A 26,520-nucleotide genomic window follows, 5' to 3' on the forward strand; every position below is an offset into this window, starting at 1 on the left:
TTGATCGCCTGCCCGCCTGGACCAACAGGCAGGCGGAAACCGACAGGCCGCTTCCGGCCCCAAGGCGGCCGCTTCCCTATTATAGGCGTCGGCAGCTCTCGCGGACGATTAGTTCTGGCACGAACTCACGCACGGCCATGGTTGGCTGTGACTTGTTGAGGATTTCCTCGAACAATTGTTCGATTGCGGTTTGGGCCATCTTGGCTACCGGCGCCGCGACGACCGTGGGTGGCGGGTTCATGATGTTGGCATAGTCGAAATCATCGATGCAGATAACCGAAACGTCGTCCGGCACCGACAGCTTCAGCTCGCGCAAAGCATTGAGCACGCCAAGCATCATCATGTTTGACAGCGCGAAAATGGCCGTCGGGGGCGCGGGGGCACGCATCAGGGCGAGCGTATTGTCGTGCGCCACGGCCTGCAGGAATTTGCCGGTGATCTGAAGGTGCGGATCGACCGGCACGCCAAAAGCCGCGTGAGCCTCCAGATAGCCTTGGAGGCGGTCTCCACCGGTAATGATATTATCGCGTCCCGTGGTGACGGCGATGCGACGATGGCCCAGGCCCAGCAAATAGTCGGTGGCAAGGCGCCCTGCCCCCACATTGTCCAGCTTGACCACGTCATAGGGCAATCCGTCGATGTAGGAATCAAGGAGCACGGTAGGCACATGGATCTCGCCTGCCAGGCGGGCGCCGTGGGCAGCGTCGGAGCGGGTGGGAATGATGATCAGGCCGGCGACGCGTTGCGCCCGCATCATCCTGAGAATCTGCCGCTCGCGATCGAAATCCTCGTTGGTAGAATAGACGGCGGCCATGAATCCGGCCTCAAGGCACACGGATTCAACCACCCGTGCAACGTTGGCAAAATGCGGATTGGTGATGTCGGGCAGGATCAGGCCGATCAGTCGCGACTGGCCCATACGCAGGCTCTGGGCGGCGGCGTGGGGCACATAACCAATATCGCGCACCGCCGCTTCAACCTTGGCGATCACCTCGTCGCTGACCGGCGCCGAACGGTTGATCGCTGCCGACGCCGTCGAGATCGCGACGCCAGCATGCTTCGCCACGTCCTTGATGGTGGCCACGCTTCCCCCAGGTCGTTCTTGCGCACCCCCTTGTCAGCGATGCTTTGAAATGCTGTTATACGAAACGTTTCGTGTAAGCAAATAGACTGTCGTGGCATCGTTGGGAACCAGAGCCGCGATTTTTTTGACTACACGAACGAAACGTTTCGACCGGAAAACCGGCGAGGCGGTATCGCGCCGGGAGTGCGCACAGGGAGGATGACAATGCTGACTATTTCACGGCGCAACCTTATGCTGTCGACCGCGGCGATTGCCGCAGGAACCGCGCTTGGCCTGCGGGGCGCGCTGGCGCAATCCGATGAGGCGGGCACATTGCAGCTTGCCGCGTTTGGCGGCGATGCCGAAGCGACCGCCATCGGTCATGCCATTGAGCGCTTCAACACCAAATACCCTAACATCAAGGTCGAACTCTCGATGGATCCGATTTCCTCGGGCTGGGGCGACTATGTGACCAAGGTGCTGGGTCAGTTCAACGCCGGCGCACCGGCCGACATTTATGGCACCGCGATCGAGAGCTTCCAGGCCCTGGCCTCACGCGACATCTTCATCCCGCTCGACGATCTGGCCAAGTCCGAGGAGTTCGCCGATATCGCGCCAAGCCTGATGGAACAGGGCAGCTACAAGGGGAAATCGACCTACATTCCCATCGGCTGGAACAACATCATGATCAACTACAACCGCGACCTGTTCGACAAGGCCGGGGTTGCCTATCCCAAGGACGGCAAGTGGACCTGGGACGAGTTCCGTGACGTCGCCAAGAAGCTGACCATCAAGGACGCTTCGGGCACCGTCACCCAGTATGGCTACGAAGTGCCGAACCAGAATTTTTTCATCCAGCCATGGTTCTTCTCCAATGGCACTGGCGTGCTCAATGCCGACTGGACCGGCTCGAACATGCTCGATCCCAAGGTCGCCGAGAGCCTGCAGTTCCTGCACGACATCATCCATGTCGATGGCTCGTCGCCGATTCCCGCCAGCGGCCCGGACCTGGGCAATCAGTTCTTCGCCGGCCAGATCGCCATGATCAGCCGCGGTCACTGGATCGTCCAGAACGCCAAAACCAATGGCATGAACATGGACGTCGCCATTCCGCCGAGCAAGGAAACCAACTCCACCGTCATCGGCTTCGGTGGCTATGCGGTGTCCAAGACGGCGGCCAAGCCGGAGATCGCCAAGGCACTGGTTGCCGAACTGACCAGCGCCGCGACACAAATCGAGGAAGCTATCGGCGGCGGCGGATTGCCGAGCCGCCAGTCCGCATCGACCAATCCCGATATCATGGCCTTCCCACCAAGCGCCGCGCTCTACTACGAGACGCTTGCCGATACCAAGGCGGTGCCCTCGCCGGCCAACTTCCAGGAAGTCGAGAAGATCGTCATGCGCTACTACACCTCGATGATGGCCGATGAGGTCAGCATCGCGGATGGCGTCAAGCAGGCCCATGATGAGCTTGAGGCGTCCTTTGCCCGGCTCAAGGCTGCCGGCTGATCCTCAACAAAGGCTCCTCCCGAGCCGTTTCGACCCGCCGCGTGCAAGCGCGGCGGGCTCGAACAAGCGCTGCCCAAACCAGGCAATTTGGCACCGCGGACTGCGGCGATAGAGTGCCGTCTCAGCACAACGAACCGAACCGGCTGGAATGACCACCACCCACGCACGCACCTCCGAGCTGCAACGCGCCCAGACAAGGATGGGGTATCTCTTTGTCCTGCCGTCGACGCTGCTTTACCTGACCTTCGTGATGGCGCCCGTGCTGGTGACGGTGGTGCTGGCATTCAGCCACTTCGACCCGCTGCTGGGCTCGCGCTGGGTGGGGTTCGAGAACTTCACGCGCTTCTTCACCGATCGGCGTTCGCTGCAGATTTTCTGGAACACGCTCCGCTTCGCGCTGTTCGCGGTCACCTTCAATGTCAGCGTCGGGCTGGTGCTGGCGGTAGCCTTGAACCGGGCCATGCCGGGGTGGCTGCTGTATTTCTTCCGGCTGTCGTTCTTCCTGCCGGTGATCATCGCCACGGCCTTCGTCGCGGTGGTATGGAGCTACTTCTACGGTGACGATCTGGGCGTGATCAATTATTTCCTCCGTCTGGTGGGGCTGCCCAATGTGCGCTGGCTGACCGACAGCAAGAACGCCATGACCTCGATCATCATCATGGACGTCTGGAAGAATACCGGCTTCTTCATGGTCATCTTCATTGCCGCCTTGCAGGGCGTACCGGCCAACATTCTCGAGGCCGCCGAAATGGACGGGACACCGGCGTGGCGCCGTTTCTTCCGTATCACCCTGCCCTGGATTTCCCCGGTGGTATTCTTCTGCATTGTCTATGCCTCAATCGGGGCGTTGCAGGTGTTTGAGTCCATCGTCATCCTGACCCAGGGCGGGCCTGGCGATGCGACACGTTCGCTCTCCATTCTGATCGTCGAGGAGGGGTTCGGCAGCTACGAGATCGGCTATGCGGCCGCGATTTCGGTGGTCATGACCGTCATCATCCTGATCATCACCGCCATCCAGCAACTCGCCTCGCGCCGCCTGGTGCAGCAATGAGCATGATGCAAACCAATACGGCCCGCCACTGGGTCGATCGGGCCATCATTGCGGTCATGGCGCTGCTCGCGATCGGCATGCTGCTGCCGTTTTTGTGGCTGATCGCGACATCGTTCCGCAGCGTGTCCGAGGCCTACAAACTGCCGCCCAGCTTCTTCCCGAACAATCTCGATTTCGTCAACTACGCCAAGGTGCTGGCGTCTCGGGTGCCGTTCCTGCAGATCTACTACAACTCGCTGCTGGTGGCTCTGGTGGTCACGATCGGCCAATTGGTCACTTGCACGCTGGCGGCCTTCGCCTTTGCCCGGCTCAACTTCCGTGGCCGCGACTGGCTGTTCATCGCCTTCCTCGTTGGGCTGATGTTCCCCGCCCAGGTCACCATCCTGCCGATCTATCTCGGCTACGCCAAGCTTGGACTGCTCAACCAGCCGATCGGCCTGGCGCTGATGTACCTCACCTCCAGCTTCGGCGTGTTCCTGATGCGCCAGTTCATGCTGAGCCAGCCCAAGGCGCTGGAAGAAGCGGCGTTGATGGATGGGGCAGGATATTTCAAGATTTTCTGGCGCATCTCGCTACCCCAGTTGCGCCCTGCCCTTTCGGCGCTCGGCATCATCACGTTCACCCAGACCTGGAACTACTATTTCCAAGCCAAGGTACTGCTGGGCAAGAATGAGTCCATGACCCTGCCGATCGCCATGGACGTGCTGCGCGGCTACATGGCCGCCGGCAACCTTTCGGTGGTGATGGCGGCCATGAGCATGGCCGTGCTGCCCGTTATCCTCCTCTTCCTCATCGCCCAGAAATTCGTGATCGAAGGCATCACGATGTCGGGCATCAAGAACTAACCTAGGGACTTCGGAATTTCATGTGGGACGACCTCGCCGCCATCGAACCGCGCTTCGCCTATACCGGCGAGCGCACCAAATATCTGGCCTTCCCACTCGGCGGCATCGGCTCGGGCGGCTTTTCTATCTCCGGCAGTGGGCGGCTGATCGACTGGTCGATCCGCAATCGCCCCGGCATCCAAGGCTATAACGGCTATTCCCACTTCGCCATCAAGGCGGAAAAGGATGGCAAGCTGGTCGATGCCCGCGTCCTCAACGGGCCCTATGACCTCAATCCCTCCGGCGCTCCTGCCGTGCGAAAAATGTTTGACGGTTTTGGCCATGGCGCCAACCGGCAGACGCTGGTTGGCGTACCGCATTTCAACGAGGTCGAGTTCTACGGCCGCTTCCCGACCGCCGACCTCGTCTTCAAGGACGAGCGGTTCCCGGGCGATATCCGACTGACGACGCTCAGCCCCTTTATTCCCCACAACGACCGCGACAGCTCGATGCCCGTCGCCATGTTCGAATTCGAGATCGTCAATTCGACCGCCGACGAGTTGACCTACACGCTGGCCGGAACGCTGGGGAACTACCTCTCCAATTCCGGGACGCACACCTTCAAGCAGCAAAACGGCATTTCAAGCCTGCATCTGACGTCGTCCGATACCGACCTGCCGCAAACGCAGCAGGGCGACCTGACAATCGCCACCGATGCCGAGGACGTCGACCACACCGACCACCATTTCCGCGGCCAGTGGTTCGATGACCTCGCCGTTTACTGGAAGGAATTCGCCCGCCCCGGCCGCCTGCCAAAACGGCACTACGACCAGCCGCGCGCCTCCAAACACATGAGTATGCAACCCGAACACGGCACGCTCGGCGCCCGCGTTACCATCGCCGCTGGCAAACGCAAAACCGTGCGCTTCGTAATCTCCTGGAGCTTTGCGCATGGGGACATCTATTGGGCCTATCGCCCCAAGCCCGATGGCGTAATTCCCGACAAGGCCACACCGAGCTGGAAGAACTTCTACGCCACCCAATGGGCCGACTCCACCGCCAGCGCCACCGACGCGCTGACCCGCTGGGAGGGTCTCGCCACCCAGACCGTGGCCTTCCGCGACGGCCTGTTCGGCACCACCCTTCCCAGCGAGGTCAAGGATGCCGCCAGCGCCACGCTCGCGCTGCTGCGAACGGCCACCGTCATCCGCCTCGAAGGCGGCGAGCTCTGGGGCTGGGAGGGCCAGCACACCCAGGACGGGTCCTGCGAGGGCAGTTGCACCCATGTGTGGAATTACCAGCAGGCATTGTCACACTTGTTCCCCGCGCTCGAACGCACGCTGCGCGAGACCGAGTTCAAGTTCAATCAACTGCCCAGTGGCGGCCTGACCTTCCGCCAGAAACTCCCCCTCGGCTCCAGCTTCGATATCATCGGCCCCTGCGCCGATGGCCATTTCGGCGCTGTGATCAAGACCTTCCGCGACTGGAAACTCAGCGGCGACACCGATTGGCTCCGCACCTGGTTCCCCCACGTCAAGCGCGCCATCGAATATGCCTGGAGCGACCAGAACCCTGATCGCTGGGATCCGAACCAGACTGGCATCCTGTCCGGCCGCCAGCATCACACGCTGGACATGGAACTGTTCGAGCCCAATTCCTGGCTCGCCTCCATGTACGTCGCCGCCCTGCTCGGTGCCGCCGAAATGGCTGGGGCTGTCGGCGACACCGACTTCGCCGACACGACCGCCCGCCTCGGCAAAGCCGGCGCCGAATACATAAACGAGCGCCTGTTCAACGGCCGCTGGTTCATCCAGAACATCGATCTCTCGGACAAGGCCGTCCTGACCCCGTTCGATGTCGGCCGCACCGCTGGCGTGCTCGCCGATGGTTTCATGGAAACCTACTGGTCCGACGAGTTCTCCGAGGCCAAATACCAGATGGGCGAAGGCTGCATCTCCGACCAGATCCTCGGCCAATGGCACGCCGAAGTGGCGGGCATCGGTGGCTTCCTCGATGCCAGCAAGGTCAAGACGGCACTGACCTCGGTCCACGCCAACAACTTCCGACCCAACCTGAGCAATCACTTCAATCCCGGTCGCAACTACGCCTTCGAGGACGAAGGTGGCCTGCTGATCGCGACCTATCCCGAGGGCATTCGCCAGCCCATGGTCGCCGCCCCCTATGCCGAAGAGGTGTGGACCGGTATCGAATATATGTCGGCTTCGCACCTGATCATGCATGGCCTGGTCGAGGAGGGCATGGACATCGTGCGCGCCGCCCGCGACCGCCATGACGGCTCGCGCCGCAATCCCTGGAACGATATCGAATGCGGCTCGTACTATGCCCGCTCGATGTCGGCCTGGCAGTTGGTCAACGCCTTCTCCGGCCTCCACCCCGACTTCGTTTCCGGCAAGCTCAGCTTCGCCCCACAGACCGGCGGCGACTACCGCCTGTTCTGGTCGGCCGGCACTGGCTTTGGTACGCTCACCCGCAAGGGCGACACGCTCAACTTCGACGTCCTCGGCGGCTCGGTCAAACTGACCGAACTATCGGTGGCCGGCTTTGCCTCCAAGATTTTCGACAACCGCACGGTGCTGGCCGTCGGCGCCACTCAACAGCTTCAGGCACTCTGATGGCCGGTATCGAACTCAAAAGCGTCCGCAAGAGCTTCCAGGGGCTGGAGGTCATTCACGGAATCGACCTCGACATCAAGGATGGCTCCTTTACCGTCTTCGTCGGGCCCTCCGGCTGTGGCAAGTCCACCTTGCTGCGCATGATGGCCGGACTGGAGGGGGTAACCGCTGGCGAAGTGCAGATCGACGGAGCACGCTGTGATCACCTGCTGCCCTCCGCCCGCGGCATGGCCATGGTGTTCCAATCCTACGCGCTCTATCCGCATATGAGTGTTGTACAGAATCTGAAATTTGGCCTTGAAAATCAAAAACTTGCCAAGTCCGAAATCGCTGCCCGCGTCGCGAAAGCTGCCGAAATCCTGCAAATCGAGCATCTGCTCGCCCGCCGCCCCAATCAGCTCTCGGGCGGCCAAAGCCAGCGCGTCGCCATTGGCCGTGCCATCGTCAAGGAGCCCAAGGCGTTTCTCTTCGACGAGCCTCTGTCGAACCTCGACGCCGAATTGCGCGTCAAGATGCGCGGCGAGCTGATCAGCCTACACAAACGGCTGAAATCGACCATGGTCTATGTCACCCATGACCAGGTCGAGGCCATGACCATGGCGGACACGATCGTCGTTCTCAACGAAGGGCTCGTTGAGCAGGTGGGCTCGCCGGTGGAGCTGTACGCCCGCCCTTGCAATGCCTTCGTCGCCAGGTTTCTGGGCGCACCGCCGATGAACATGCTCAAGGGCACGATCCGACGGGACGGCAACCTCCTCGCTGTCGTGCTTGGCGATGGCACCAGCATCGCACTCCCCGGACGCCAGGTCGAACTGGCCGATGGCAATGCCGTAACGCTGGGCATTCGTCCGGAGCATGCCATAGTCGGTCGCGGGGACCTGAAGCTGCGCGTCGAGAGCACCGAGGTGCTCGGCTCGCAGACCGTCATCCACGCCGCCCTCGCATCAGGCGAGGCCTTCACCGCCGCCCTGACCGGTATTCGCGGCACGCAATCTGGGGACACTCTGAGCATAGGATTCGACGAGGATTTCGTGCACCTGTTCGACCCCGCCGGTCACGCAATCGGCGCCTCGGAAAACTGGCGCGCGGCCTATCTGACCTGACAGGGTTGGGCTCTGCACCCTGCACGAGAAACAAACGGTGCGGCCCGTACCTGCTGCACGATACGGCTATCGACATACTGCTGCATGGCGGCGATCCCACTAGGTCCTATCGATAAATTTGGCACCCTTCCAAACCTCGAAATCGTCGAGATGGCGCGCCTCGGTCATGGGGTAGAGGCCGAGGATAGAGGCTCCGCCCTGAACGCGTTCGAGGACAAAGTCTTCGTAGTCCGTCATGGACACTGCCTCGTTGGCGATTTCATCGACGATGGCACGGGGAATGACAACGACGCCTTCGCCATCGCCGACCAGTATATCACCCGGCCAGACAGCAACGTCGCCGCAGCCGATGGGGACATTGATGTCGAGTGCCTGGTGCAGGGTCAGGTTGGTCGGGGCCGAGGGGCGATTGTGATAGGCGGGAAACGGCAGGGCTCCGATCTCCGGACTGTCGCGAAATCCCCCATCAGTGACAACGCCCTCGACGCCCCGTTGCATGAGGCGCGTGACGAGGATCGAGCCGGCCGAGGCCGCCCGCGCGTCTTTGCGGCTGTCGATGACCAATACCGCGCCGGGCGGACAGTCCTCCACGGCCTTGCGCTGCGGATGAGCGCGATCGCGAAACACCTCGATTGGGTTGAGATCTTCGCGGGCCGGAATATAGCGCAGGGTGAAGGCGGGCCCCACCATGGTCTTGCCCACCTGCCCTACTGGCCGCACATCCTGGATGAACTGGTTGCGCAAGCCGCGCTTGAACAAAGCCGTGCAAAGCGTCGCCGTGCTCACCCCGCGCAGCTTGTCGCGCGTCTCGTCGCTGAAATCGGTAGTGTTCGTCATGTCGGGTCCTTTCACGCTACCAGCGCGGCACGCGGCGTTCATAGGCTGGGTCGAATTGCTTCATGTATGCAGTGTCGTCTCGATCGGAGACGCCGCCGGTGTCATAGAGAGCCGCCAGCTTTGCCAGCTTGTCCTTATCCAGCGATACGCCGAGGCCCGGCCCTGTCGGCACGGCGAGGGCGCCGTCCTTGAAGGCAAAAAGCGGACCTTCGAGGATGTCGATGGCCGTCCAGGGATAGTGCGTGTCGCAATCATAGCCCAGATTTGGCGTGGCGGCGGCGACATGGGCCATGGCCGCGAGCGTGATGCCGAGATGGGAATTGGAATGCATGGAGACACCCAGTTCCAGCGCCTGGCAGAGCTTGCCCAGATGGGTCGCCGCCCGCATGCCACCCCAATAGTGGTGGTCCGACAGCACGATTTTGACGGCCCGCTTGCGATAGGCTTCAGCGATCTGGTCGAATTCGAGCACGATCATATTGGTGGCGAGCGGGATCGAGGTAGCCGCCGCCACCTCGGCCATGGCGTCCATGCCGATGACGGGGTCCTCGAGATATTCGAGCACGCCTTCGAGTTTTTTGGCGATGTATTTGGCTGTTTCGACGGTCCAGCCGCCATTGGGATCGATGCGCAGGGGATGGTCGGGAAAGGCCTCGCGCAGCTTGAGCATGGTCTCGATTTCAAGATCGGGGTGCAGCACGCCGCCCTTGAGCTTTAGCGATCTGAAGCCGTGCAGGCCAACGAAGCGGCGGGCTTCCTCGACCATCTGGTCGGGGGTGAGCACCTCACCCCACTCGTCGGGAGATTGCCCGAGATGGCCGGCGAATTTGAAAAAGAGGTATGCGCTGAAGGATACATGATCGCGCACCGCACCGCCGAGCAGGTCCGAGACGGGCCGGTTGAGCAGCTTGCCCTGGATATCCATGCAAGGCACTTCGAAGGCCGAGGTCACGACGTCGGTCACCTTGTGATCGGCCACCGCGGACTTGGCATTGATGCCGCCGCCTTCGGGAATGGCGGCCAGCACGCGGGCGTGCAGATCATGCAGGTGGAACGGATCGAGCCCCACCAGCGCGGGTGCCGCGCGGCGCAGGCCGGCCAGGGCCTTGATGCTGCCGTAGCTCTCGCCGAGGCCAATGGTGCCGTCGTCGCAGACCAGCTCGATAATGGTGCGCAGCGCATAGGGCTGGTGCACGCCCTTGCAGTTGAGCAAGGGCTTGTCGGGAATGGCCACGGGCGTGAGGCGAACTTCGGCAATGCGCATGTTGTTGTTCCTGGTTACCACCACGAGCGGGCGGCCTGCAGCGCCTGATCTAGCGGCGGCAGTTCATTGTGCCAGTGGCGTTCCCATTCGAGGCTGATCGGGATGGGGCCGGCAGACGCCAGCAACGGCTGCAGCGTAGCCATGGGAAAGTCGCCCTGCCCCGGCAGCACATAGTGGCGACCATCGGCGCGCAGAACGCTGTCCTTGACGTGGACATGAACCACCTGCGGGGCGATGGCCCGCCAAGTGGCGACCGGATCGGCGCCGCCCTTGGCCCAGGTGTGATGCGCGTCCCAGAGGATGGCGGCGGTGGGGAGGCGCGTCACGAACTCGGAGAGTTGGGCCGGCTGGGCCAGGGCGTCGTGGGTTTCGATCATGAGGTCGACGGTAAGGCCGCGTCGCTTGCGCTCGGCCTGCCATCTGGAAAGTTTTTCGCCGGCCTGCACGTAGTCGCTATCCGACAGGGTTTCGCCACCGTCGAAAATGCGCAGATAGGGCACGAGGGCGGCTTCCGCCCAAGGCAAGAATTGTTCCAGGTCGCCAAGGTTCCCGTCGCCGAACAGGCGTGCAGATGTGCCAAAACCAGCGATGCGGATGGGGCTGTTTTCGAGCCAGCGCCCCAAGGCGGCCGGGTCACCGAATTCGGCAGCCAGGGCCTGGGGGATGTCGAGCGATCCGGAAATCACCCGCAATTCGATAGCTTGGATGCCATAGGCTTGCGCCAGTTCTGCCGCTTCGTGAACAGACAGATCGGGGCAACCGAGGGTGGAGAAGCAATGGGTCAGCGCGCTCATGCGATGCGGTCCAGTTCGGTTTCGCTCACCGCGAACAGCGGCGGCTGGCCAGTAACGAAGCATTCGATTTCGGTGATGGCCAAATCGGCCAGCCGGCGCAGTTCATTGCCCTGGGCTCCGGCGATGTGGGGCGTCAGCACAACATTGGGCAGATCGTAGAACGGGCTTTCGGGCGGCAACGGCTCGGGGTCTGGCGTGTCGATCAGCACCCGCAGCCGCCCGGACTGCACTTCGGGCAGCAGTGCATCATGATCGAGCAGCCAGCCGCGCGCGGTGTTGATCAGCACGGCATTGTCAGTCATCAGCGCCAATTCGGCCGCGCCGATCATGTGGTGGGTTTCGGGCAGGACCGGCGCATGCAGCGATACGGTGTCGGACCAGGCCAACAATGGATGCAGCTCCATCTTGGTGGCGCCCATGGCGGCAGCGTCCTCGGCGCTGAGGAAGGGATCGTAGACCGCGACCGCGAAATTGGCCTGCACCAGCATGTCCACGGTGAGCCTGCCGATGCGGGAGGCGCCGACAATGCCAATGCGGCGGCGATAATTGCCGAGGTGCGACACGTCCATGCTGATGCGAGTGCCGAAGCCGCCCCTGCCGCGCTGCTCCCGATGGGTATCGCGGATACGGAACACATCCTTGCCGCACATGATGATGGCGGCGAAGGTGAATTCGGCGACCGGCACGGCCATGGCAGAGACTGCCGAGGTGATAAGAATGTCGCGTTGCCAGAAGGGTGGCGGGGCGATGGTGCGGATCGAGGCGGCGGCGTAGGCCACCATTTTAAGATTGGGCGCGCGGGCGAGCCGCGTCTCGGTCAAAGGGGGTGCGCCCCAGGCGGCGAGCAGGATATCGGCATCGCGCAAGGCGGTGGCACCGGCGGGATTGTCGAAATCGGTGAAGGCGTCGCGCGAAATGATGTCCGTGACCGCCTCAAGACGCGCCCATTCCTCGGTTCCGCAGAAGCCAGCGGGCAGTTCGTCGCGCATGGCGAGCAGCAGTTTGGGCTTTGCGGTCATGAGCGCACCGGGCTGGGAACGGGGCGGATATCGATGTCGCCGATATCGAGATGGAGCGGGGTGGCGTCGGTGGCGAGGATCACTTCGAGGGTGAGGGTCGGCGGGGCCGTTCCCGGTCGAAGGCGGATGGACGGGGCGCGCAAGAGGCCGGTCCACGCTTGGGCCGGATAGGGCCAGAGTTGACCGTCGTCGGACTTGAAGGGGGCCAGGGAGATGGATCGCAGCCCCTCCTCCGCTGGATCGGTCAGAACGAGCGAGAGGCCCACAATGCCATGATGGGCGGGCACGGCGATGGTGCAGCTGGCCGTTATCCAGGCACCGGCGCCGGGATATGCGATGTCGTCGGCCAGGACATGGTTGGAACTGTCGGTTGCCCTGATCGACTGTTCTCGGGCGTGGGTGAGATTGCCGAGCGGGTTGTTGATGGCGTCGAAGCGGTCGTCCGGCGCTACGAGACGAGGGGCGGCATGAGGGACGAGCGGGGCAAGATAGGCGGCCAGGGCCTTCCCTACGGCAAAGCCCCCGGTGACGGAAAAATGGGTGCCGTCATTGGAGAAACCGGCCTGGGGCGCGCCGTCGGGATCGGCGGTGTCGACCCAGGGGGCGTTCCAATCGAAGACATGGCAATTGGCGTGGCGGGCGGCGAAATCGAGGCTCATCTGGTTGATCCAGTGTGCCTTGGCGCGTTCGGCGCCGCCCGATGCCCATTTTTGCGTGCCACGCGCCAGAATGGGCAGCAGGATCACCGTTTTGCCAGCGGCGAGCAGGGTCGTGGCGATACGGGCGCGGATTTCCGCAATGGTTTCCTTGGTTTCGACCATCATGTCATTGGTGCCGGCATCGACGACGATCAGGTCGAAATCTTCGTTGAGACATCGCTCCAGCCGGCTCTCGATCTGGATGGCCTTCTGGCCGGAGACACCGAAATTGAGACCCGAGAAAAACCGGCTGACACCGGGCTGATTACTGCGCTCCCAGCCGGGGACGACCGCCGGATCGTGATGGATCGGACAGCTCAGGCGGCCATGCGACAGCACCTCAGCCCAGCTCATCCAGCCTCGCGCCGAGGTGGCGATGTGGCTGTCGCTACCATTGTGGTTTTGCTGCACGAGCGAGGTGCCAAGAATGGCAATTCGCCCGGCGCGCGGGATGGAAACAGCCATAGTTGCCTCAGGAATAGAGCATGCCACCGTTGATGTCGTAGCAGGCGCCGGTGATATAAGCCGCATCGTCGGACGCAAGAAACGCCACCAATCCGGCCACGTCTTCGGAGGTGCCTTCACGCTTGAGCAGGGCTGCTCCCGCGACCCGTTCGCGCACTTCTGGCTTGGTGAAGGTGTCGTGGAAGGCTGTCGCGATCATGCCGGGGCAGACTGCGTTAACCCGAATACGCGGTCCGGCCTCCTTGGCGAGACCACGGGTGAAGGTCATCACCGCGCCTTTGGAGGTGGCGTAAGCAATGGCGCCGGGGCCGCCGCCGTCGCGACCGGCCTGTGACGCGAAGGCGACGATGGCGCCGCCTTCGGTCATCTTGGGCAATACCGCTTGTGTCGTGAGAAACAGCGAGGTGAGATTGACGCCCATCACCTGGTTCCAGAAGGTCTCGTCCATCTCGGCCAACGTCTTGCGCGCCACGAGGCCACCGGCAACATGCACCAGCCCATGGATGACGCCGAAGCGGTCACTGGCGGCGGCCACTGCGGCATCGACTGCGGCCTTCTGCGTCAGGTCGGCCTTGAGCGCGAGGGCCTTGCCACCCAGCTTTTCGATTTCGGCCACGGCGGACCGGGCGCCCTCCTCCGCGCCATTATAGGTCAGCACCACATTGGCGCCTTCCTCGGCAAAGCGCAGGGCGCAGGCGCGACCGATATCGCGGCCGGCGCCGGCGACGAGGACGGTCTTGTTGGAAAAGCGCTGCATGATGAAACCTCTGATCTAGAATTTTTTGGGAAGAGTGAGCTTGAAGCGCTGGTCATCGACATCGGTGAAGTAGATGTCGGTGGCAAAGCCCTGGTCGTCGATGAAGCTGAAAATGCGCTTGGGCGCGTCGAGGCTATAGGGCACCAGCAGGGTCACAAGCACATGGCTCCTGGCCGCCTGAACGCTGGCGCGGATGTGGTGGTGCTGTTCCAATCCCTCCGTATCGGCGGGGTCGATTTCGGGGAAACCGTGTACCGCGCTGATGCTGGGTGACCCAGCCGACGAGAACACGAACTGCCCGTAAAAGCCGGCCCGCTCGCCGTGATAGCGGAAGCTGGTGCGGCCAGCGTCGGGCGCATTGGTGGTGTGGCAGAGCCAATCCAGCGTGACTGGTTCGGCCGCTTCCACGCGGTCGACGATGACGAAATAGCTGTCATCGACGAAATGGATTTCGCGCTCGGCTTTCTGCACAAGTGGATTGGTGACACGATACGCCTCGGTCGCGTCCCCGATGATGCGGACATGGCCGGGAGCTTCTTCGACCGTGGTGACCTGCCCGGCGGCGCGGCGGGCCAGGGCCTTGTCCTTGTCGGCATATTGCCCCTTGCCGTCGATCAGGATGGCGTTTTTGGAGCGGGTCTGGCGCCGCCAGTCGCGATGCATGCTGGAATTGAACGCCACATAATGGCCGGACTGGATCGCCAGGTCCTCGCCATAGGCATAGAGCAGGAAGGCGTTCTGATCGCCGTGGCTATGGCTGAGCGAGCCATAGGCGCTCGACTTGAACAGAAACTGGATGTGGCGCGCCGGGTCATCCATGTGCTTCTGGATAGCAACCCAGCCGATATCCTTGAACCATTTGACGGCCGGCAGATCGGCCGGCGATAGCGCGGCGACCGGGGCAAAATCGTGCTGGTATTGCAGGTCGTCGAAATTGAGATCCCACCAGCCGTAGTTATAGAAGGCCATTTCGGTGCCGGCGGCGTCGGCCTTGAGGCGTTCGAAATACCATTGGTAATGGCCATTACCGGTGACGCCGGCAAACTGGCGGACATTGTAGCCGACCTTGAGGCCGGGAAGATCGCCCAGCGTCGAGTCATCGCCAAAGCAGGCGCGGCGCGTGCCGGGCGCCTTGGTGTAGAGCGGGAAGGCCCCGGTATTCTGGAAGAACGGGCGGCGGTAGAGATCGACGCCGAGATATTTGCGCAGCAGATTGGCCGCCTCGATGAAATAGGCGATGCTGGTCATCCAGTAATGCGGGCCTTCGGCCCAGCCGCCGTCGGTGCCGGCCCACGGCGAATAGAGTGTGACGAGGAAATCGAGCGTGTAGTCGAGCCAGGCGGTGGCCTCCTCGCTTTCGCCATCGAGCGCGATACAGGCCGGTGTCAGCACGGCCGAAAGCGAGCGCACGGCGTGGCTGTCATAGGGGAACACCTGGATGCGGGCATGGGCGATGACGTGATTGGCCACTTCGCGCGTCCGGATCAGCAGCACGGCGCGGACTTCCTCGCGCTCGGCCTCGGTCAGGTGATCGTGCAGCCAGTCATAGCCCCAGGACAAAGCCACGACGACGCGGAAGCCGGCTTCGTCATTATAGGCGCGTGAGGTCGCCCCGGTTGGGTCCCAACGGGCGACGGCGAGTAGCCAGTCGCGCGATTTGTCCAGCAGATCGGCGCGGCCCAGCACCTTGCCGGCAATGGCGAGGTGGCGGATGGCGTAGATGATCTCCTGGCAGTCGATATACATCTGCCGCCACAAGGTCGCGACGCGGATATTGTCGGGATATGGTTTTGGCTCGGCGATGATAGGGCGATCGATCCAGGGGGCGACGGATTTCTCGTAGAATTTGTCCCAGCCCGCATGGCCGGCATCGGCTTTGACGAAGGCGGCAAAGCTGTCCAGCTCATCCGGGTTCATCCAGAGCCGGGGATGGCGCAGATCGCTGACCGCACGGCGGGCCGCGATGGACGGCACCGGGGTTTCCGGCAGACCCTCGGCCAGATCGAAACTGCGCACGCTGCTCCAGTCCGAACCTGCTGCACCGGCCTTGGCGTCCCAAAGGGCATAGCTCCAGAAGTGGCGACCGGGCGGCAGCGCCGCATCGGGGGTGAAGAAGTTCCAGGCCAGGTCCGTGTGGACGCTGGTGCGGCCTTCGGGAAAATCCGCATCATCGGAGACACGCAACACATAGCGCGCGCCGTCGTCGATATCGGGCAGCCAGGAAAAGCGCGGCGGGTTCTCCGTCGGGGCCTGATCGGCGTTGGGCATATAGGTGATGGTCAACGAACCCGGCCGGGGTTCATCGAGAACGGATTTGCGCAGCTTGGCCGGGGCAGAGGAACGCATCGCCTGCTGAACTCCTGATCAAGGGAAAGGGTGGGTGGCGACGGGGAGGCCGCCACCCGGGAGGACGGAGCCGCTATTTCGCGGCGCCGTATTGGCGGTCATAGGCGGTCTGCATGACCGCGATGACCTGGTCGTAGCCCATATCGGTCAGGCGCTGTTTGTAGGCATCCCAGCCGGTATTGATGTCCTGTGCGCCGAGCACCCATGTCTGCTGCATTTCGGTCATGTAGGTGAGCAGGCTCGGCCAGTATTGATCGTAGATCGCCTTTTCCTCGGCGTTGAGCGCGACCCCCAGGAATTCGTCCTTGAGGCAATCGCATTTCTCGTACATGGCGATGCCGTCGAGCGCGATCTGGTTGGTCCACTGGCGCTCATAGTCGTAATCCATCCAGTAACCGCGCGGCACTTGGGCGCCCACGGCCCAGAGCTGGGCATTGACCGGCTCGCCATTGGTCAGCAGCTCCTTTTTGAACTGCGGCTTGCCGTCGACCATGTCGTAGGTCAGCCCTTCGACACCGAAATTCGACATGATCCGGCCCTGTTCGGAGAACCAGAAGTCGAAATATTTGATGGTCTCGACAGGGTGTTGGTTGGTGGCCGAAATGGCCCAGCCGGCGGGCTGCACCTGTTGGCGGCGCGCATCTTCGAAGCGGTCGCCCGACACCGTCTTGGGCGGCAGCATGGGAACGAAGTTGAAGCCTTCGATGGTGGGGCGCAGCGCGTCATTATAGGTGGCGGTGCTGGCGAACCAGTCATGCATCATGCCGCCCAGATTGTTGCCGAGCAGGAATTCGCGCGAGCGGGAGCCGCGAGTGAAGATTTCCTTGTCGATCAGCCCTTCCTTGTACCACTGGGCCACATTTGAAATGCCGGTCTTGTAGTTCTCTTCGGCCCATGGATGGCGCACCTTGCCGTCATAGGTGGCGAAATCGCCATAGCGCTCGGAGCCGGAGACGCGGGCGTCCCAAAGGTTGATCAGGCGAACGGCGTCCACGACGTCACGGGCAAAATACGGAACTTCGTCCTTGACGCCATTGCCGTTGGGGTCCTGGTCGCGGAAGGCCGTGAGGACGGCATGGACTTCTTCTGGCGTTTCAGGCTGCTTCAGGCCCAGCTTGTCCAGCCAATCCTGGCGGATGAACCAGCCGCGGGAAAACTTCCCGTCCGGCACATAGGGAATGAAGTAGATATTGCCGTCCGGGCCGGAAATCGATGCCTTGATCGCAGGATGGCTGTCGAAGAATGCCTTCAGATTTGGCGCGTTCTGTTCAATCAGGTCATTGAGCGGAACGAAGGCGCCCTCCAGCCCATAGCGGATGAAATCGTCCTTCAGCCCGCCCGTCGCGTCGCCCCCCACGATGTCGGGCAGATTGCCCGATGCGATCAGCAGGTTGAACGCGTCGCGGCTGCTGGTCGTTGCCAGCGATGCCACGTTGCGAACGTGGATATTGGTCAGCTCGGCGGCTTTCTGCTCAACCGGCCAGTCTTCGGTGTAGACGTATTTGTCGCGGAAATGGAAGTGGATGGTGAGCTCGAGCGGCTCCTCGGTAATCTTGGGCGCCTCCTGCGCCCAGGCCAGATTTGGGATGACCAGATTTGGTGCCGTCAGGGCGACCGCGACGGTCATGCTCGACACGCCTTTGAGAAATGCTTTCACAGGATTTTCCTCCCTTGTGGTGCAGTTATTCTTTGACGCCACCCAGCAGGATGCCTTTGGTGAAATAGCGCTGGGCGTAGGGGTAGATGATCAGGACGGGAATGATCGAAGCGACCATGATCGCGGCCGTCACCGTCTCGAACGAGTACTGGCGTTGAGCAGGCTGGAGGCGAACTCGTCGTTGGAATTGAGATCGACGATGACGCGCTTGAGGTAGACCTGCAGCGGGATCTTATCTTCGCCGCGCAGCAGCACCATGGCCCAGAAGTAACCGTTCCAGCGCGAGACGATGCAGAACAGCGCGACCGTGACGATGGCAGGCTTGGAGAGGGGAATGAACACCTTCCACAGCAGCTGGATTTCGCTGGCGCCATCCATCTTGGCGGCTTCCTCGAAGGACTTCGGAACGGCCTCGAAGAAGTTGCGCAACAGGATCACGTTGAAGGCATTGCAGGCAAAGCCGATGATGATGCCGAAGCGGCTATCGAGGAGGCCGAGATCCCGCATATTGAGGAAGAAGGGGATCATGCCGGCGTTGAACCAGAGCGTGAAAGCGATGGCGATGTTGAAGAATGTCCGCCCCCGCAGCCGCTTGCGAGACAGCGCGTAAGCACCCGGGATCATGATGGCCAAGCTCATCAGCGTGCCGCCGAAGGTGTAGATGAAGGTGTTGCCATAGGCGACCCAGAACATCTTGTCCGACAGCACCCGCTCATAGGCGGCCAGCGTCAGCCCGACCGGAAAGAACGTGACCTTGCCAGAGGTGACGGCCGCGCCCGAGGACACCGACACCGCCAGGATGTAGATGAACGGGTAAAGCGTCGAGAGCACGAACAGCGTCAGTAGGACCGCATTGGCCCATCCGAAAATCTTGTCGCCACGTGTATAGAGATTGAAGGCTGCCATTTATCTTCTCCTCACCACAGCGACGTCGACGACAGCTTCCGGCTGATCCGGTTGGCCGAGTAGACGAGGACGAAGGCGATGACGGCGTTGAACAGGCCGGCAGCAGTCGCCAGGTCGTATTGGGTGCCCTGCAGGCCGGTGCGGTAGATGAAGGTGGAGACCACGTCGGCCGTCTCGTAGGTCGAGGGCTGGTACAGCAGGATGATGTATTCAAAGCCCACTTCGACCAGATTGCCGATGCGGATGATCAGCATGATGATGATGGTGGGCAGGATGCAGGGCAGCGTGATGCGCCACATCATCTGAAAGCGCGAGGCGCCGTCGACGCGGGCACTTTCGTAAAGCGTCGGGCTGACCCCGGCGATCGCCGCCAGATAAACGATGGATTCAAAACCCGCTTCCTTCCAGACGCTGGATCCGATGAAGATGGTTCGGAACCATTCGGGCTGGGTCAGGAAATAGATGGGTTCGAGACCCACCCATTTGAGCAGGATGTTGATGACGCCGGTCGATGGCGAAAGGAAATTGATGACGATGCCAGCGACGATCACCACCGAGATGAAATGCGGCAGATAGACCACGGTCTGGGCCCAGCGCCGCGCCACCGCGCTCTGCACCTCGTTAAACATCAGCGCCAGGATGATCGGCACCGGGAAGGCGAAGATCAGGCCGATTGAGCTGATGATGATGGTGTTGAAGAACGCGCGGATGAACAGCCCGTTGTTGAACAGTTCCTGGAAATGGGCGAACCCGACCCAGGGGCTGGCAGCGACGCCACGGAAAATCGAGAAATCCTTGAAGGCGATCTGCAGCCCGTCCATGGGCTTGTAGAGAAACACCGCGAACCAGAGGACCATGGGCGCCAGCAGCAGGTAGAGTTGCCAGTCGCGCCTCAGATCTTCCCCGAGCGTGCGCAGATATTCGCGAATGCGGTTGTCCATTGCCTGCCCTCACGCCAGAGTCTTGAGGGTTCGACCCGTCTCGGCGTCGAAGACATGCATGCGGCTGGTATCGATTCCCAACCGGCGGATATCGGCGAGATCGTGAATGGCCGAGAGGGTCTCGGCCTTGGCGATGAAGGTATGATCATCGATGCGGCCATGCAGCAGCGCCTCGGCACCCAGCGGCTCGACGAGATCGATGACGCAGTCGACGGCCTCGGCGCTCGCATCCGCGTTGACCAGCATGGCTTCGGGGCGGATGCCGAGTTTGACGGCCTGGCCGTCCGTTGCGTTGCGAGCGAAGGCTTCAGGGATAGCGAGGCTTTGCCCTGCCGCACCAGCGATCACGCCGCGCGCCTTGCCATCGACCATCGAGACTGTCGCGTCGATCAGGTTCATCGGCGGCGAGCCGATAAAGCTGGCCACAAAGGTATTGGCCGGTTCAAGAAACACGTCCATGGGCGAGCCGACCTGCTCGATGTGGCCGTTGTTCATGATGACGATACGGTCAGCCAGGGTCATGGCCTCGACCTGATCATGCGTCACATAGATGCTGGTGGCTTCCATGCGCCGGTGCAGCAGCTTGATCTCGGCGCGCATATGGGTGCGCAGCTTGGCATCGAGGTTGCTCAGCGGCTCATCGAACAGGAACACCTTTGGCTTGCGCACGATAGCGCGACCCATGGCGACACGCTGGCGCTGGCCACCAGAGAGGTCGGCGGGCTTGCGCTTGAGATAGTCGGTCAGTCCCAGGATATGAGCCGCCTCGGCCACGGCCTTGTTGACGACGTCCTTCTTTTCGCGCCGCACGCGCAGGCCGAAAGCGATGTTTTCGGCCACGTCGAGATGGGGATAGAGCGCGTAGTTCTGGAACACCATGGCCACGTCGCGATCCTTGGGCGCGACTTTGTTGACCGTGCGCCCACCGATAGAAACCGTGCCGCCCGAAATGTCTTCGAGCCCTGCCACCATTCGCAAAGTCGTCGACTTCCCGCAGCCGGAGGGACCCACCAGCACCACGAATTCCTTGGGTTGGATGGAGAGGTTGATGCCGTGCACAACCTCGAGCGCGCCATAGCGTTTGACGACGTCATTGATCTCGACTGCGGACATGGAAAGGCTCCTCCTCAGGGCCCTGGAGTTTCAGGAGACGGTCTATTCGGCGACCGTCTTGGACCCACGCGGAGCGCGCTTTTTGGGCACGCGGGTGTTGATCTGTTCGATATAGGCCCAGATCTTGGGGTTCTTGGAGAGCTCGGCAATCTTGGATTCGAGCGAGCCCAAATGCTTGGCGACGGCCTCGCGCGCCGCCTCCACGTCGCCAGATTCAATGGCCGCAACGATGGCCTCGTGCTCGCCGATCACCTGTTCGGTGCGGCGTACGGCGAAGACACGCTTGAGATGGCGCATGCGGTCCATTTCGCCCTTGGCCTGATTGACCACGCTCCAGGCGCCAGGCAGGCGGGCGGCCGCGAAGATGGTGCGATGGAATTCCTCATCGAGCAGGAAGAAGTTCGTAAATTCCTCGTCTTCGGCCGCCGTGCGCTGTTCGGCAAGGCAGGTCTTGAGGCGCGCGATGTCCTCGAAACTGTGCCGCTTGGTGGCCTCGATCACCGCGCCCTCTTCCAGCTTGAAGCGGATGAAGCAGGCTTCCATGTAGCGTTGCACGTCAATGGGCGCGACATAGGTTCCACCCTGCGGCACGACCTTCAGGAAGCCGTCCTCCGACAGCCGGATGATCGCCTCGCGGACCGGCGTCTTGCTGACATGCAGCAGCGCCGCGATTTCCTTTTCCGACAGCGCCCGGCCGGGCAGCAGCTTGACCTCGACGATCAGCTTGCGCAGCAGGCCGTAGATTCGATTGGCCATATTGCCGACCGATGGCAGCTCATCGGAACGCACCAGTTCCGACAACGGCAGTGATGGAAATTCACTCGTAGGAGACATATCAATCCACTAACTGATATCTTAGTTTCGTTGTTGATATATCTTGTTCGCATCCCTTGTCAACGCCCAAACCGGGCCCGTGTCCCCGCTCGGGGGGGCTGGCACCGATCCCTCAGGAGGTGGAATAGGCGCGATCCCGGCGATCGTTTTGAAGTACGATGCAAACGTCGTAGTGATGATAAAGTCATAGTTCCACGAGGCGAATGCCATGAGGGGCCACGACCTCAAAATTCCGTTGAGCGTGGCGAATATTTAGTCGCTGCAAGACTTTAGGAGCCATGTTGGCAGACCAGACCAAGGACATACCGCCGGCGATCGAGTTCGCAACCTTCATGGCCGAGCTGACCGAGCGCGAGAGCAAGCTCAGCCGCCGCCTGCAGCAGGTGGCGCGCTTCTTCGTCAACAATCCCGAGGACGTGGCAATCCACACTATCGTCGAACTGGCGCGCCAGGCTGGGGTGCAGCCTTCCGCCATCACCCGCTTCGCCAAGGAAATGGGGTTTGCCGGCTTCAACAGCCTCCAGAGCGTGTTCCGGCAGCGCCTGCTCGGGCCGCGGATGACCTACGACGAGCGCATGAAGTCCTTCGCCGACGCGCCGCGGCCCAGCAAATCCAGGGTGTTGCATCTCGACGAGCCGAGCCTGGTTTTCGACACCTTCGTGCAGGCCGCCATGGATACGCTGATCCGGTTGCGCGAAGACGTGGATCGCCTCCAGCTTCAGGGATTTGTGGATGTACTCGCGAAATCCGGCGCGGTTCACATTCTCGGCGCGCGCGGCGCCTACGGGGTCGCCACCTACTGCTATTACAGCCTGTCGCGGGTCGGCAAACGCGCCCACCTGATCGACAATGTCGGCTCGATGCGCGAGCAACAGCTCGCCGCCGTCGATGCGAATGACGTGCTGTTGGTGCTCACATTCGACGATTACACCCCCGAAACCATCGAGATCGCCCAAACGGCGCACCAGAAAGGCCGCACGCTCCTCGTGATCACCGACAACGAGCTCAGCCCGGTGGCCCGGCTGGGGACGCACACGCTGTTCGTCAAGGAAGCCCGGCTCGGCCACTTCCGCTCGCAGGTGCCCGCCATGGTCTTGTGCCAGTCGATTATCATCAGCCTGGGAAAGCTGATCGAGCGGGCGTAGGACTGGTCCTAAAGCCTGGTCCAGGCGGAGCCCGCCAGGCTCGAATTCACCGCGGCTTCGATGAACCGCATGCCGAGCAGGCCATCCTCGACGCTAGGCACATGCCCGCTACTGCTAGGCCCCTCTCCGCTCCGCCGCCGCAGGATCGCGTCGACCGCATCGCGGTAAAGATTGGCAAAGCCCTCGATGTAGCCCTCGGGATGCTCGGACGGCATGCGCGACACGTCGGCCGAGGCTGGGCTGAGGCCGGGACCGCCCCGGACGAGAATGCGGGTCGGCTCGCCGAACGGGGTAAAGCGCATGATCTCGGGCTCGTGCCCCAGCCATTCGAGGCCCGCTCTGTCACCATAGAGCTTAAGCGCCAGGCGGTTGCCGCTTCCGGGCGACACCTGGCTGGCGATCAGCACGCCGCGGGCGCCATCGGCGTAGCGCAGCAGCACATGGGCATTGTCATCCAGCCGGCGGCCGGGAACAAAGGTGGTGAGATCTGCCGCGACAGACTCCGGCGCCATGCCGGTGACGAACTGCGCCAGGTTGAAGGCGTGCACGCCGATATCGGCAAGGCAGGCCGAGCGGCCGGCGCGCTCTGGATCGGTGCGCCACTCCGCCTGCTTCTGGCCGTCGGCATCGATCGGCTGGGTCAGCCAATCCTGGATATATTCAACGCGCACCACGCGCAGCGTACCGAGCTGACCTGCCGCCACCATGGCACGGGCTTCGCGGACCATCGCATAGCCGGTATTATTGAAGGTCACGGCAAACACCAAGCCGGAGGCCCTTGCGAGGACGGCAAGCTCTTCGGCCTCCGCCAGCGTCGCCGAGAGCGGCTTGTCGCAGATGACGTCGATGCCGGCAGCCAAGAACGCCTTGGCCACCGGCGCATGCAGATGGTTGGGCGTCACGATGATGACGGCCTCGATGCCGTCGGGGCGGCTGGCTTCGCGCTGGGCCATTTCGGCAAAGTCGGAATAGGCGCGGTCGGCGGCAATGCCGATATCGGATGCCGAAAGACGCGCGCGTTCCGGGTCCGACGACAGGGCGCCCGCGACCAGTTCGGTGCGATCGTCGAGCCGCGCCGCCATGCGGTGCACGGCACCGATGAAAGCGTCGCGCCCGCCGCCCACCATGCCGATCCTCAGGCGCCGCGTGGCGCGGGCATCGCTGCGTGCATCAACCATTTTTGCCACCCCCTTGGCAGACCGGCTTACTCTAGATCAGCGTCGCGACGACTTCGATGGCCGGCGCGGCGCGCAGCTGTTCGACGAACTGGGCAAGCCTGGCTTTGACCGGCTCATCGTCCGTCAGGTCGGTGCCGAAAATATCCGCAAGCTTGAGCATTTCAGCGACGAAACCCGCCGGGTCGCTGCCATAGCGGCGACCGATCTCCGTGGTCACCGAAGCCTTGGGGTCGCGCACATCGATGCGCTTGCTCTGCCAGTGCAGGCCGCCTGCATAGCACATCCATCCGGCCACGCCGAGCAGCAGGCCATTGGCCGGGCGACCAGCCGCGAGGCAAGCGCGGAGCGGTTCGAGCAAGCGCTGCCTGATCTTCTGCGACCCGTCGGTCGAAATCTGCAGCGTGCCGTGCTTGAGGTCGCCATTTTTCAGCCGGCGGATCGATTGCTCGACATATGCCAGCACGTCGATGCCGGAAACCTTTGGCAGTTCAGGCACCACTTCATCCATGATGGTGCGGCGCGCAAAGGTCTCGAATATCTCGCTGCCCATGACCTCGGACATGAATTGCAAATCCGACAGCAGGCCGAGCTGGCACACATTGGACTGGATGCCGTTCAACACCCGCATCTTGAGGATTTCGTAGGGCCGCACGTCATCCACGATAAGGGCCCCGACCCGGTCCCAGGCTGGCATGGCACAGCGATGTGTGTCCTCGATCACCCACATGCGGAACGGCTCGCCGACCACAAGGCCGAAATCGGCAATGCCGGTTTGCGCGGCAAAACGCTCGATATCGCCCGGCTGCGTAGCCGGCACGATGCGGTCGACCATGGTGTTGAGAAAATGCACGTCTCGGGCGATGCGGTCGCCAATCGCGGCGTCGACGCGCTGGGCCAGCCCGAGAACAGCCCGCCGCAGCGTCGCGCTATTGTCGGGCACGTTGTCGCAGCTCATGATCGCCAGCGGGCCGGCCTCGCGCTGCAACCGCAGCGTCAGCGCTTCGAGGATAAAACCAGGGACGGAGCGCGGCGCGCGTGGCGCGGCGATGTCGTGCACGATATCGGGATGATCGAGGTCAAGCTCGCCAGTCGCGGGGATGTGGCAATAGCCCTTCTCCGTCACCGTCATGGTGATCAGCCGGATGGCAGGATCGGCCGCAGCTTCAAGCGCCACGCGTAGCGACAATCGATAGGGATCGTAGCTCTCGTCCAGCACCGAGATATGCGCGATTTCCGAACCGACCAGGCGGCGATCAACGGCGCCATCTTCGCGCAGTTCGCGGCAGAACAGGCCCGACTGGGCGCCGAGCGCGTTGGCGATATCGGGCGCGCGCAGATTGATGCCGACGATCCCCCAGTCGCCGAATGCGGCCTGCAGCGCATCGTCGGTCCACTCGGCCTGGTGGCAGCGGTGGAAAGCGCCGTCGCCAAGATGGACAATGCCCGGCTTGAGTTTCGTGCGGTCGTAGGCGGGGCGCTGCACCGATGCGGGCAGTTGCGCTGCTGTGGCGGGCGTCAGGCGCTCGGCACCCACAAGCGGCAAGGCGCTCATGGGCCGCGTCGGGCCGGTGCGCCGACCACGCTCTGTTCGAGGTCGACCAGGGCGCCGGTCATCAGCCCGGCGCTGTCGCTCAGCATGAACAGCGCGAGCTGGGCGACCTCGTCATCGGCAAGCATGCGCCCGAGCGGCATGTTGGCCGCGACCCGCGCGGCCCAATCGGCACCCTTGCCGAGCGTAGCGCTCTGCATCTGGTTTTCGCCGGGGGTGGCGGCCCAGCCCATCATGATGCCATTGACGCGGATCCGGTCGGCCAGATGCGCATTGGCGGCGTTGCGTGTCAGGGTCGTCAGGGCCCCCTTGGTGGCCGAATAGATGGCCAGTTCCGGCGCGCCGCAATAGGCGTTCATCGACAGGATATTGACGATGGCGCCCGGCGCCTTGCGGCCGAGCATGTCGCGGATGGCGGCCTGCATCAGGAAGTACGGTGCCTTGGCGTTGACCGCGAACAGCTTGTCCCACAGCTCCGGCGATCCATCGAGGAACGAGGCCCGATCGGTGCGGCCCGCCGCATTGACCAGCGCGTCGATGCGACCGAACCGCTTGATCGTCGCGGCCGCGACCGTATCGGCGGCCCCTGCCTCCCCCAAATCGGCGGCAATGAATTCGACCGGGCATTGCTGGGTGCCGAGGCTTTGCGCCAGCGCCCTGCCCCGCTCGCCATCACGACCGGTCACCATCACGCCGGCAGCGCCGCCGGCGATGGCGAGCGCGGCAATCTTGGCACCGACGCCCTGCGTCGATCCCGTCACCAGCACGATCTTGCCGTCCAACCGAACGTCCATCTCATCCAACCAGAATTTCAAACGCTGCAATATGGAATTA

21 protein-coding genes and 1 pseudogene are annotated in these 26,520 nt (G+C 62.6%); 6 read left to right on the plus strand and 16 right to left on the minus strand.

Annotation, left to right across the window (positions count from 1 at the left end):
- Positions 1 to 79: 79 nt before the first annotated feature.
- Positions 80 to 1,084 carry a LacI family DNA-binding transcriptional regulator gene (locus ABIB57_RS01360; RefSeq protein ID WP_354038054.1) on the minus strand — a complete coding sequence of 335 codons (1,005 nt, stop codon included), beginning with the start codon at positions 1,082 to 1,084 and terminating at the stop codon, positions 80 to 82.
- A 204-nt stretch (positions 1,085 to 1,288) separates the two neighbouring features.
- Here ABIB57_RS01360 and ABIB57_RS01365 point away from each other — a divergent pair, with 204 nt between their 5' ends.
- The 5 genes from ABIB57_RS01365 to ABIB57_RS01385 all read left to right on the plus strand — a co-directional run bounded on the left by ABIB57_RS01365 (position 1,289) and on the right by ABIB57_RS01385 (position 8,183).
- A complete protein-coding gene (locus ABIB57_RS01365) occupies positions 1,289 to 2,572 on the plus strand; it encodes an ABC transporter substrate-binding protein (protein ID WP_354038055.1) in 1,284 nt (427 codons plus the stop codon).
- Between the two features lie 148 nt (positions 2,573 to 2,720).
- Positions 2,721 to 3,623 (plus strand): carbohydrate ABC transporter permease, encoded by a 903-nt coding sequence (locus tag ABIB57_RS01370; protein ID WP_354038056.1) that lies wholly within the window; start codon positions 2,721 to 2,723, stop codon positions 3,621 to 3,623.
- Positions 3,620 to 4,468 (plus strand): carbohydrate ABC transporter permease, encoded by an 849-nt coding sequence (locus tag ABIB57_RS01375; RefSeq protein WP_354038057.1) that lies wholly within the window; start codon positions 3,620 to 3,622, stop codon positions 4,466 to 4,468. Before ABIB57_RS01370 ends, ABIB57_RS01375 begins: the two co-directional genes overlap by 4 nt.
- Positions 4,469 to 4,488: 20 nt before the next feature.
- Positions 4,489 to 7,080 carry a GH116 family glycosyl-hydrolase gene (locus tag ABIB57_RS01380; RefSeq protein WP_354038058.1) on the plus strand — a complete coding sequence of 864 codons (2,592 nt, stop codon included), beginning with the start codon at positions 4,489 to 4,491 and terminating at the stop codon, positions 7,078 to 7,080.
- Complete coding sequence (locus ABIB57_RS01385) at positions 7,080 to 8,183, plus strand: ABC transporter ATP-binding protein (protein ID WP_354038059.1); 1,104 nt, start codon at positions 7,080 to 7,082, stop codon at positions 8,181 to 8,183. Before ABIB57_RS01380 ends, ABIB57_RS01385 begins: the two co-directional genes overlap by 1 nt.
- 99 nt (positions 8,184 to 8,282) lie before the next feature.
- On the opposite strand, the gene ABIB57_RS01390 is transcribed toward ABIB57_RS01385, so the two are convergent.
- The 12 genes and pseudogenes from ABIB57_RS01390 to ABIB57_RS01445 form a co-directional block, all read right to left on the minus strand.
- Positions 8,283 to 9,020: a ribonuclease activity regulator RraA gene (locus ABIB57_RS01390; RefSeq protein WP_354038060.1), complete on the minus strand. Its 738-nt coding sequence runs from the start codon at positions 9,018 to 9,020 to the stop codon at positions 8,283 to 8,285.
- Positions 9,021 to 9,036: 16 nt separating this feature from the next.
- Positions 9,037 to 10,284 (minus strand): glucarate dehydratase family protein, encoded by a 1,248-nt coding sequence (locus ABIB57_RS01395; protein ID WP_354038061.1) that lies wholly within the window; start codon positions 10,282 to 10,284, stop codon positions 9,037 to 9,039.
- A 14-nt stretch (positions 10,285 to 10,298) separates the two neighbouring features.
- Positions 10,299 to 11,078: a sugar phosphate isomerase/epimerase family protein gene (locus ABIB57_RS01400; protein WP_354038062.1), complete on the minus strand. Its 780-nt coding sequence runs from the start codon at positions 11,076 to 11,078 to the stop codon at positions 10,299 to 10,301.
- Positions 11,075 to 12,097: a hydroxyacid dehydrogenase gene (locus tag ABIB57_RS01405; RefSeq protein ID WP_354038063.1), complete on the minus strand. Its 1,023-nt coding sequence runs from the start codon at positions 12,095 to 12,097 to the stop codon at positions 11,075 to 11,077. Before ABIB57_RS01405 ends, ABIB57_RS01400 begins: the two co-directional genes overlap by 4 nt.
- Positions 12,094 to 13,260, minus strand: coding sequence for an SGNH/GDSL hydrolase family protein (locus ABIB57_RS01410; protein ID WP_354038064.1), 1,167 nt, complete (start codon positions 13,258 to 13,260; stop codon positions 12,094 to 12,096). The genes ABIB57_RS01405 and ABIB57_RS01410 overlap by 4 nt, the downstream gene beginning before the upstream one ends.
- 7 nt (positions 13,261 to 13,267) lie before the next feature.
- On the minus strand, positions 13,268 to 14,017 hold the full coding sequence (locus tag ABIB57_RS01415) for an SDR family NAD(P)-dependent oxidoreductase (protein WP_354038065.1): 750 nt from the start codon (positions 14,015 to 14,017) through the stop codon (positions 13,268 to 13,270).
- Positions 14,018 to 14,032: 15 nt separating this feature from the next.
- Positions 14,033 to 16,363, minus strand: a complete 2,331-nt coding sequence (locus ABIB57_RS01420) for a heparinase II/III domain-containing protein (RefSeq protein ID WP_354038066.1) — start codon at positions 16,361 to 16,363, stop codon at positions 14,033 to 14,035.
- Between the two features lie 73 nt (positions 16,364 to 16,436).
- Complete coding sequence (locus tag ABIB57_RS01425) at positions 16,437 to 17,990, minus strand: extracellular solute-binding protein (protein WP_354038737.1); 1,554 nt, start codon at positions 17,988 to 17,990, stop codon at positions 16,437 to 16,439.
- Positions 17,991 to 18,045: 55 nt separating this feature from the next.
- Positions 18,046 to 18,926, minus strand: a pseudogene (locus ABIB57_RS01430) (carbohydrate ABC transporter permease).
- An 11-nt stretch (positions 18,927 to 18,937) separates the two neighbouring features.
- Entirely contained in the window at positions 18,938 to 19,867 is a 930-nt protein-coding gene (locus ABIB57_RS01435) for an ABC transporter permease (protein WP_354038067.1), read from the minus strand.
- A 9-nt stretch (positions 19,868 to 19,876) separates the two neighbouring features.
- Complete coding sequence (locus ABIB57_RS01440) at positions 19,877 to 20,980, minus strand: ABC transporter ATP-binding protein (RefSeq protein WP_354038068.1); 1,104 nt, start codon at positions 20,978 to 20,980, stop codon at positions 19,877 to 19,879.
- Positions 20,981 to 21,022: 42 nt separating this feature from the next.
- Positions 21,023 to 21,814, minus strand: coding sequence for a GntR family transcriptional regulator (locus ABIB57_RS01445; protein WP_354038069.1), 792 nt, complete (start codon positions 21,812 to 21,814; stop codon positions 21,023 to 21,025).
- A gap of 332 nt (positions 21,815 to 22,146) precedes the next feature.
- Between ABIB57_RS01445 and ABIB57_RS01450 the strand changes: the two genes are divergently transcribed.
- Positions 22,147 to 22,959, plus strand: coding sequence for a MurR/RpiR family transcriptional regulator (locus ABIB57_RS01450; RefSeq protein ID WP_354038070.1), 813 nt, complete (start codon positions 22,147 to 22,149; stop codon positions 22,957 to 22,959).
- 8 nt (positions 22,960 to 22,967) lie between these two features.
- Here ABIB57_RS01450 and ABIB57_RS01455 read toward each other — a convergent pair whose 3' ends face one another.
- Genes ABIB57_RS01455 through ABIB57_RS01465 form a run of 3 tightly spaced genes read right to left on the minus strand, consistent with a single transcriptional unit; the run spans position 22,968 to position 26,480 of the window.
- Complete coding sequence (locus ABIB57_RS01455) at positions 22,968 to 24,137, minus strand: Gfo/Idh/MocA family protein (protein WP_354038071.1); 1,170 nt, start codon at positions 24,135 to 24,137, stop codon at positions 22,968 to 22,970.
- Between the two features lie 31 nt (positions 24,138 to 24,168).
- On the minus strand, positions 24,169 to 25,689 hold the full coding sequence (locus ABIB57_RS01460) for a mannitol dehydrogenase family protein (protein WP_354038072.1): 1,521 nt from the start codon (positions 25,687 to 25,689) through the stop codon (positions 24,169 to 24,171).
- Positions 25,686 to 26,480, minus strand: coding sequence for an SDR family oxidoreductase (locus tag ABIB57_RS01465; RefSeq protein ID WP_354038073.1), 795 nt, complete (start codon positions 26,478 to 26,480; stop codon positions 25,686 to 25,688). Before ABIB57_RS01465 ends, ABIB57_RS01460 begins: the two co-directional genes overlap by 4 nt.
- Between the last annotated feature and the right edge of the window lie 40 nt (positions 26,481 to 26,520).

Source organism: Devosia sp. UYZn731, from assembly GCF_040546795.1.
Taxonomy (GTDB): domain Bacteria; phylum Pseudomonadota; class Alphaproteobacteria; order Rhizobiales; family Devosiaceae; genus Devosia.

Excerpts from the sequence above, each read along its gene's own strand:
- ABIB57_RS01365 (WP_354038055.1), top strand. The coding sequence starts at position 1,289 with ATGCTGACTATTTCACGGCGCAACCTTATGCTGTCGACCGCGGCGATT.
- ABIB57_RS01370 (WP_354038056.1), top strand. The coding sequence starts at position 2,721 with ATGACCACCACCCACGCACGCACCTCCGAGCTGCAACGCGCCCAGACA.
- ABIB57_RS01375 (WP_354038057.1), top strand. The coding sequence starts at position 3,620 with ATGAGCATGATGCAAACCAATACGGCCCGCCACTGGGTCGATCGGGCC.
- ABIB57_RS01380 (WP_354038058.1), top strand. The coding sequence starts at position 4,489 with ATGTGGGACGACCTCGCCGCCATCGAACCGCGCTTCGCCTATACCGGC.
- ABIB57_RS01385 (WP_354038059.1), top strand. The coding sequence starts at position 7,080 with ATGGCCGGTATCGAACTCAAAAGCGTCCGCAAGAGCTTCCAGGGGCTG.
- ABIB57_RS01390 (WP_354038060.1), bottom strand. The coding sequence starts at position 9,020 with ATGACGAACACTACCGATTTCAGCGACGAGACGCGCGACAAGCTGCGC.
- ABIB57_RS01395 (WP_354038061.1), bottom strand. The coding sequence starts at position 10,284 with ATGCGCATTGCCGAAGTTCGCCTCACGCCCGTGGCCATTCCCGACAAG.
- ABIB57_RS01400 (WP_354038062.1), bottom strand. The coding sequence starts at position 11,078 with ATGAGCGCGCTGACCCATTGCTTCTCCACCCTCGGTTGCCCCGATCTG.
- ABIB57_RS01405 (WP_354038063.1), bottom strand. The coding sequence starts at position 12,097 with ATGACCGCAAAGCCCAAACTGCTGCTCGCCATGCGCGACGAACTGCCC.
- ABIB57_RS01410 (WP_354038064.1), bottom strand. The coding sequence starts at position 13,260 with ATGGCTGTTTCCATCCCGCGCGCCGGGCGAATTGCCATTCTTGGCACC.
- ABIB57_RS01415 (WP_354038065.1), bottom strand. The coding sequence starts at position 14,017 with ATGCAGCGCTTTTCCAACAAGACCGTCCTCGTCGCCGGCGCCGGCCGC.
- ABIB57_RS01420 (WP_354038066.1), bottom strand. The coding sequence starts at position 16,363 with ATGCGTTCCTCTGCCCCGGCCAAGCTGCGCAAATCCGTTCTCGATGAA.
- ABIB57_RS01425 (WP_354038737.1), bottom strand. The coding sequence starts at position 17,990 with ATGACCGTCGCGGTCGCCCTGACGGCACCAAATCTGGTCATCCCAAAT.
- ABIB57_RS01435 (WP_354038067.1), bottom strand. The coding sequence starts at position 19,867 with ATGGACAACCGCATTCGCGAATATCTGCGCACGCTCGGGGAAGATCTG.
- ABIB57_RS01440 (WP_354038068.1), bottom strand. The coding sequence starts at position 20,980 with ATGTCCGCAGTCGAGATCAATGACGTCGTCAAACGCTATGGCGCGCTC.
- ABIB57_RS01445 (WP_354038069.1), bottom strand. The coding sequence starts at position 21,814 with ATGTCTCCTACGAGTGAATTTCCATCACTGCCGTTGTCGGAACTGGTG.
- ABIB57_RS01450 (WP_354038070.1), top strand. The coding sequence starts at position 22,147 with ATGGCCGAGCTGACCGAGCGCGAGAGCAAGCTCAGCCGCCGCCTGCAG.
- ABIB57_RS01455 (WP_354038071.1), bottom strand. The coding sequence starts at position 24,137 with ATGGTTGATGCACGCAGCGATGCCCGCGCCACGCGGCGCCTGAGGATC.
- ABIB57_RS01460 (WP_354038072.1), bottom strand. The coding sequence starts at position 25,689 with ATGAGCGCCTTGCCGCTTGTGGGTGCCGAGCGCCTGACGCCCGCCACA.
- ABIB57_RS01465 (WP_354038073.1), bottom strand. The coding sequence starts at position 26,480 with ATGGACGTTCGGTTGGACGGCAAGATCGTGCTGGTGACGGGATCGACG.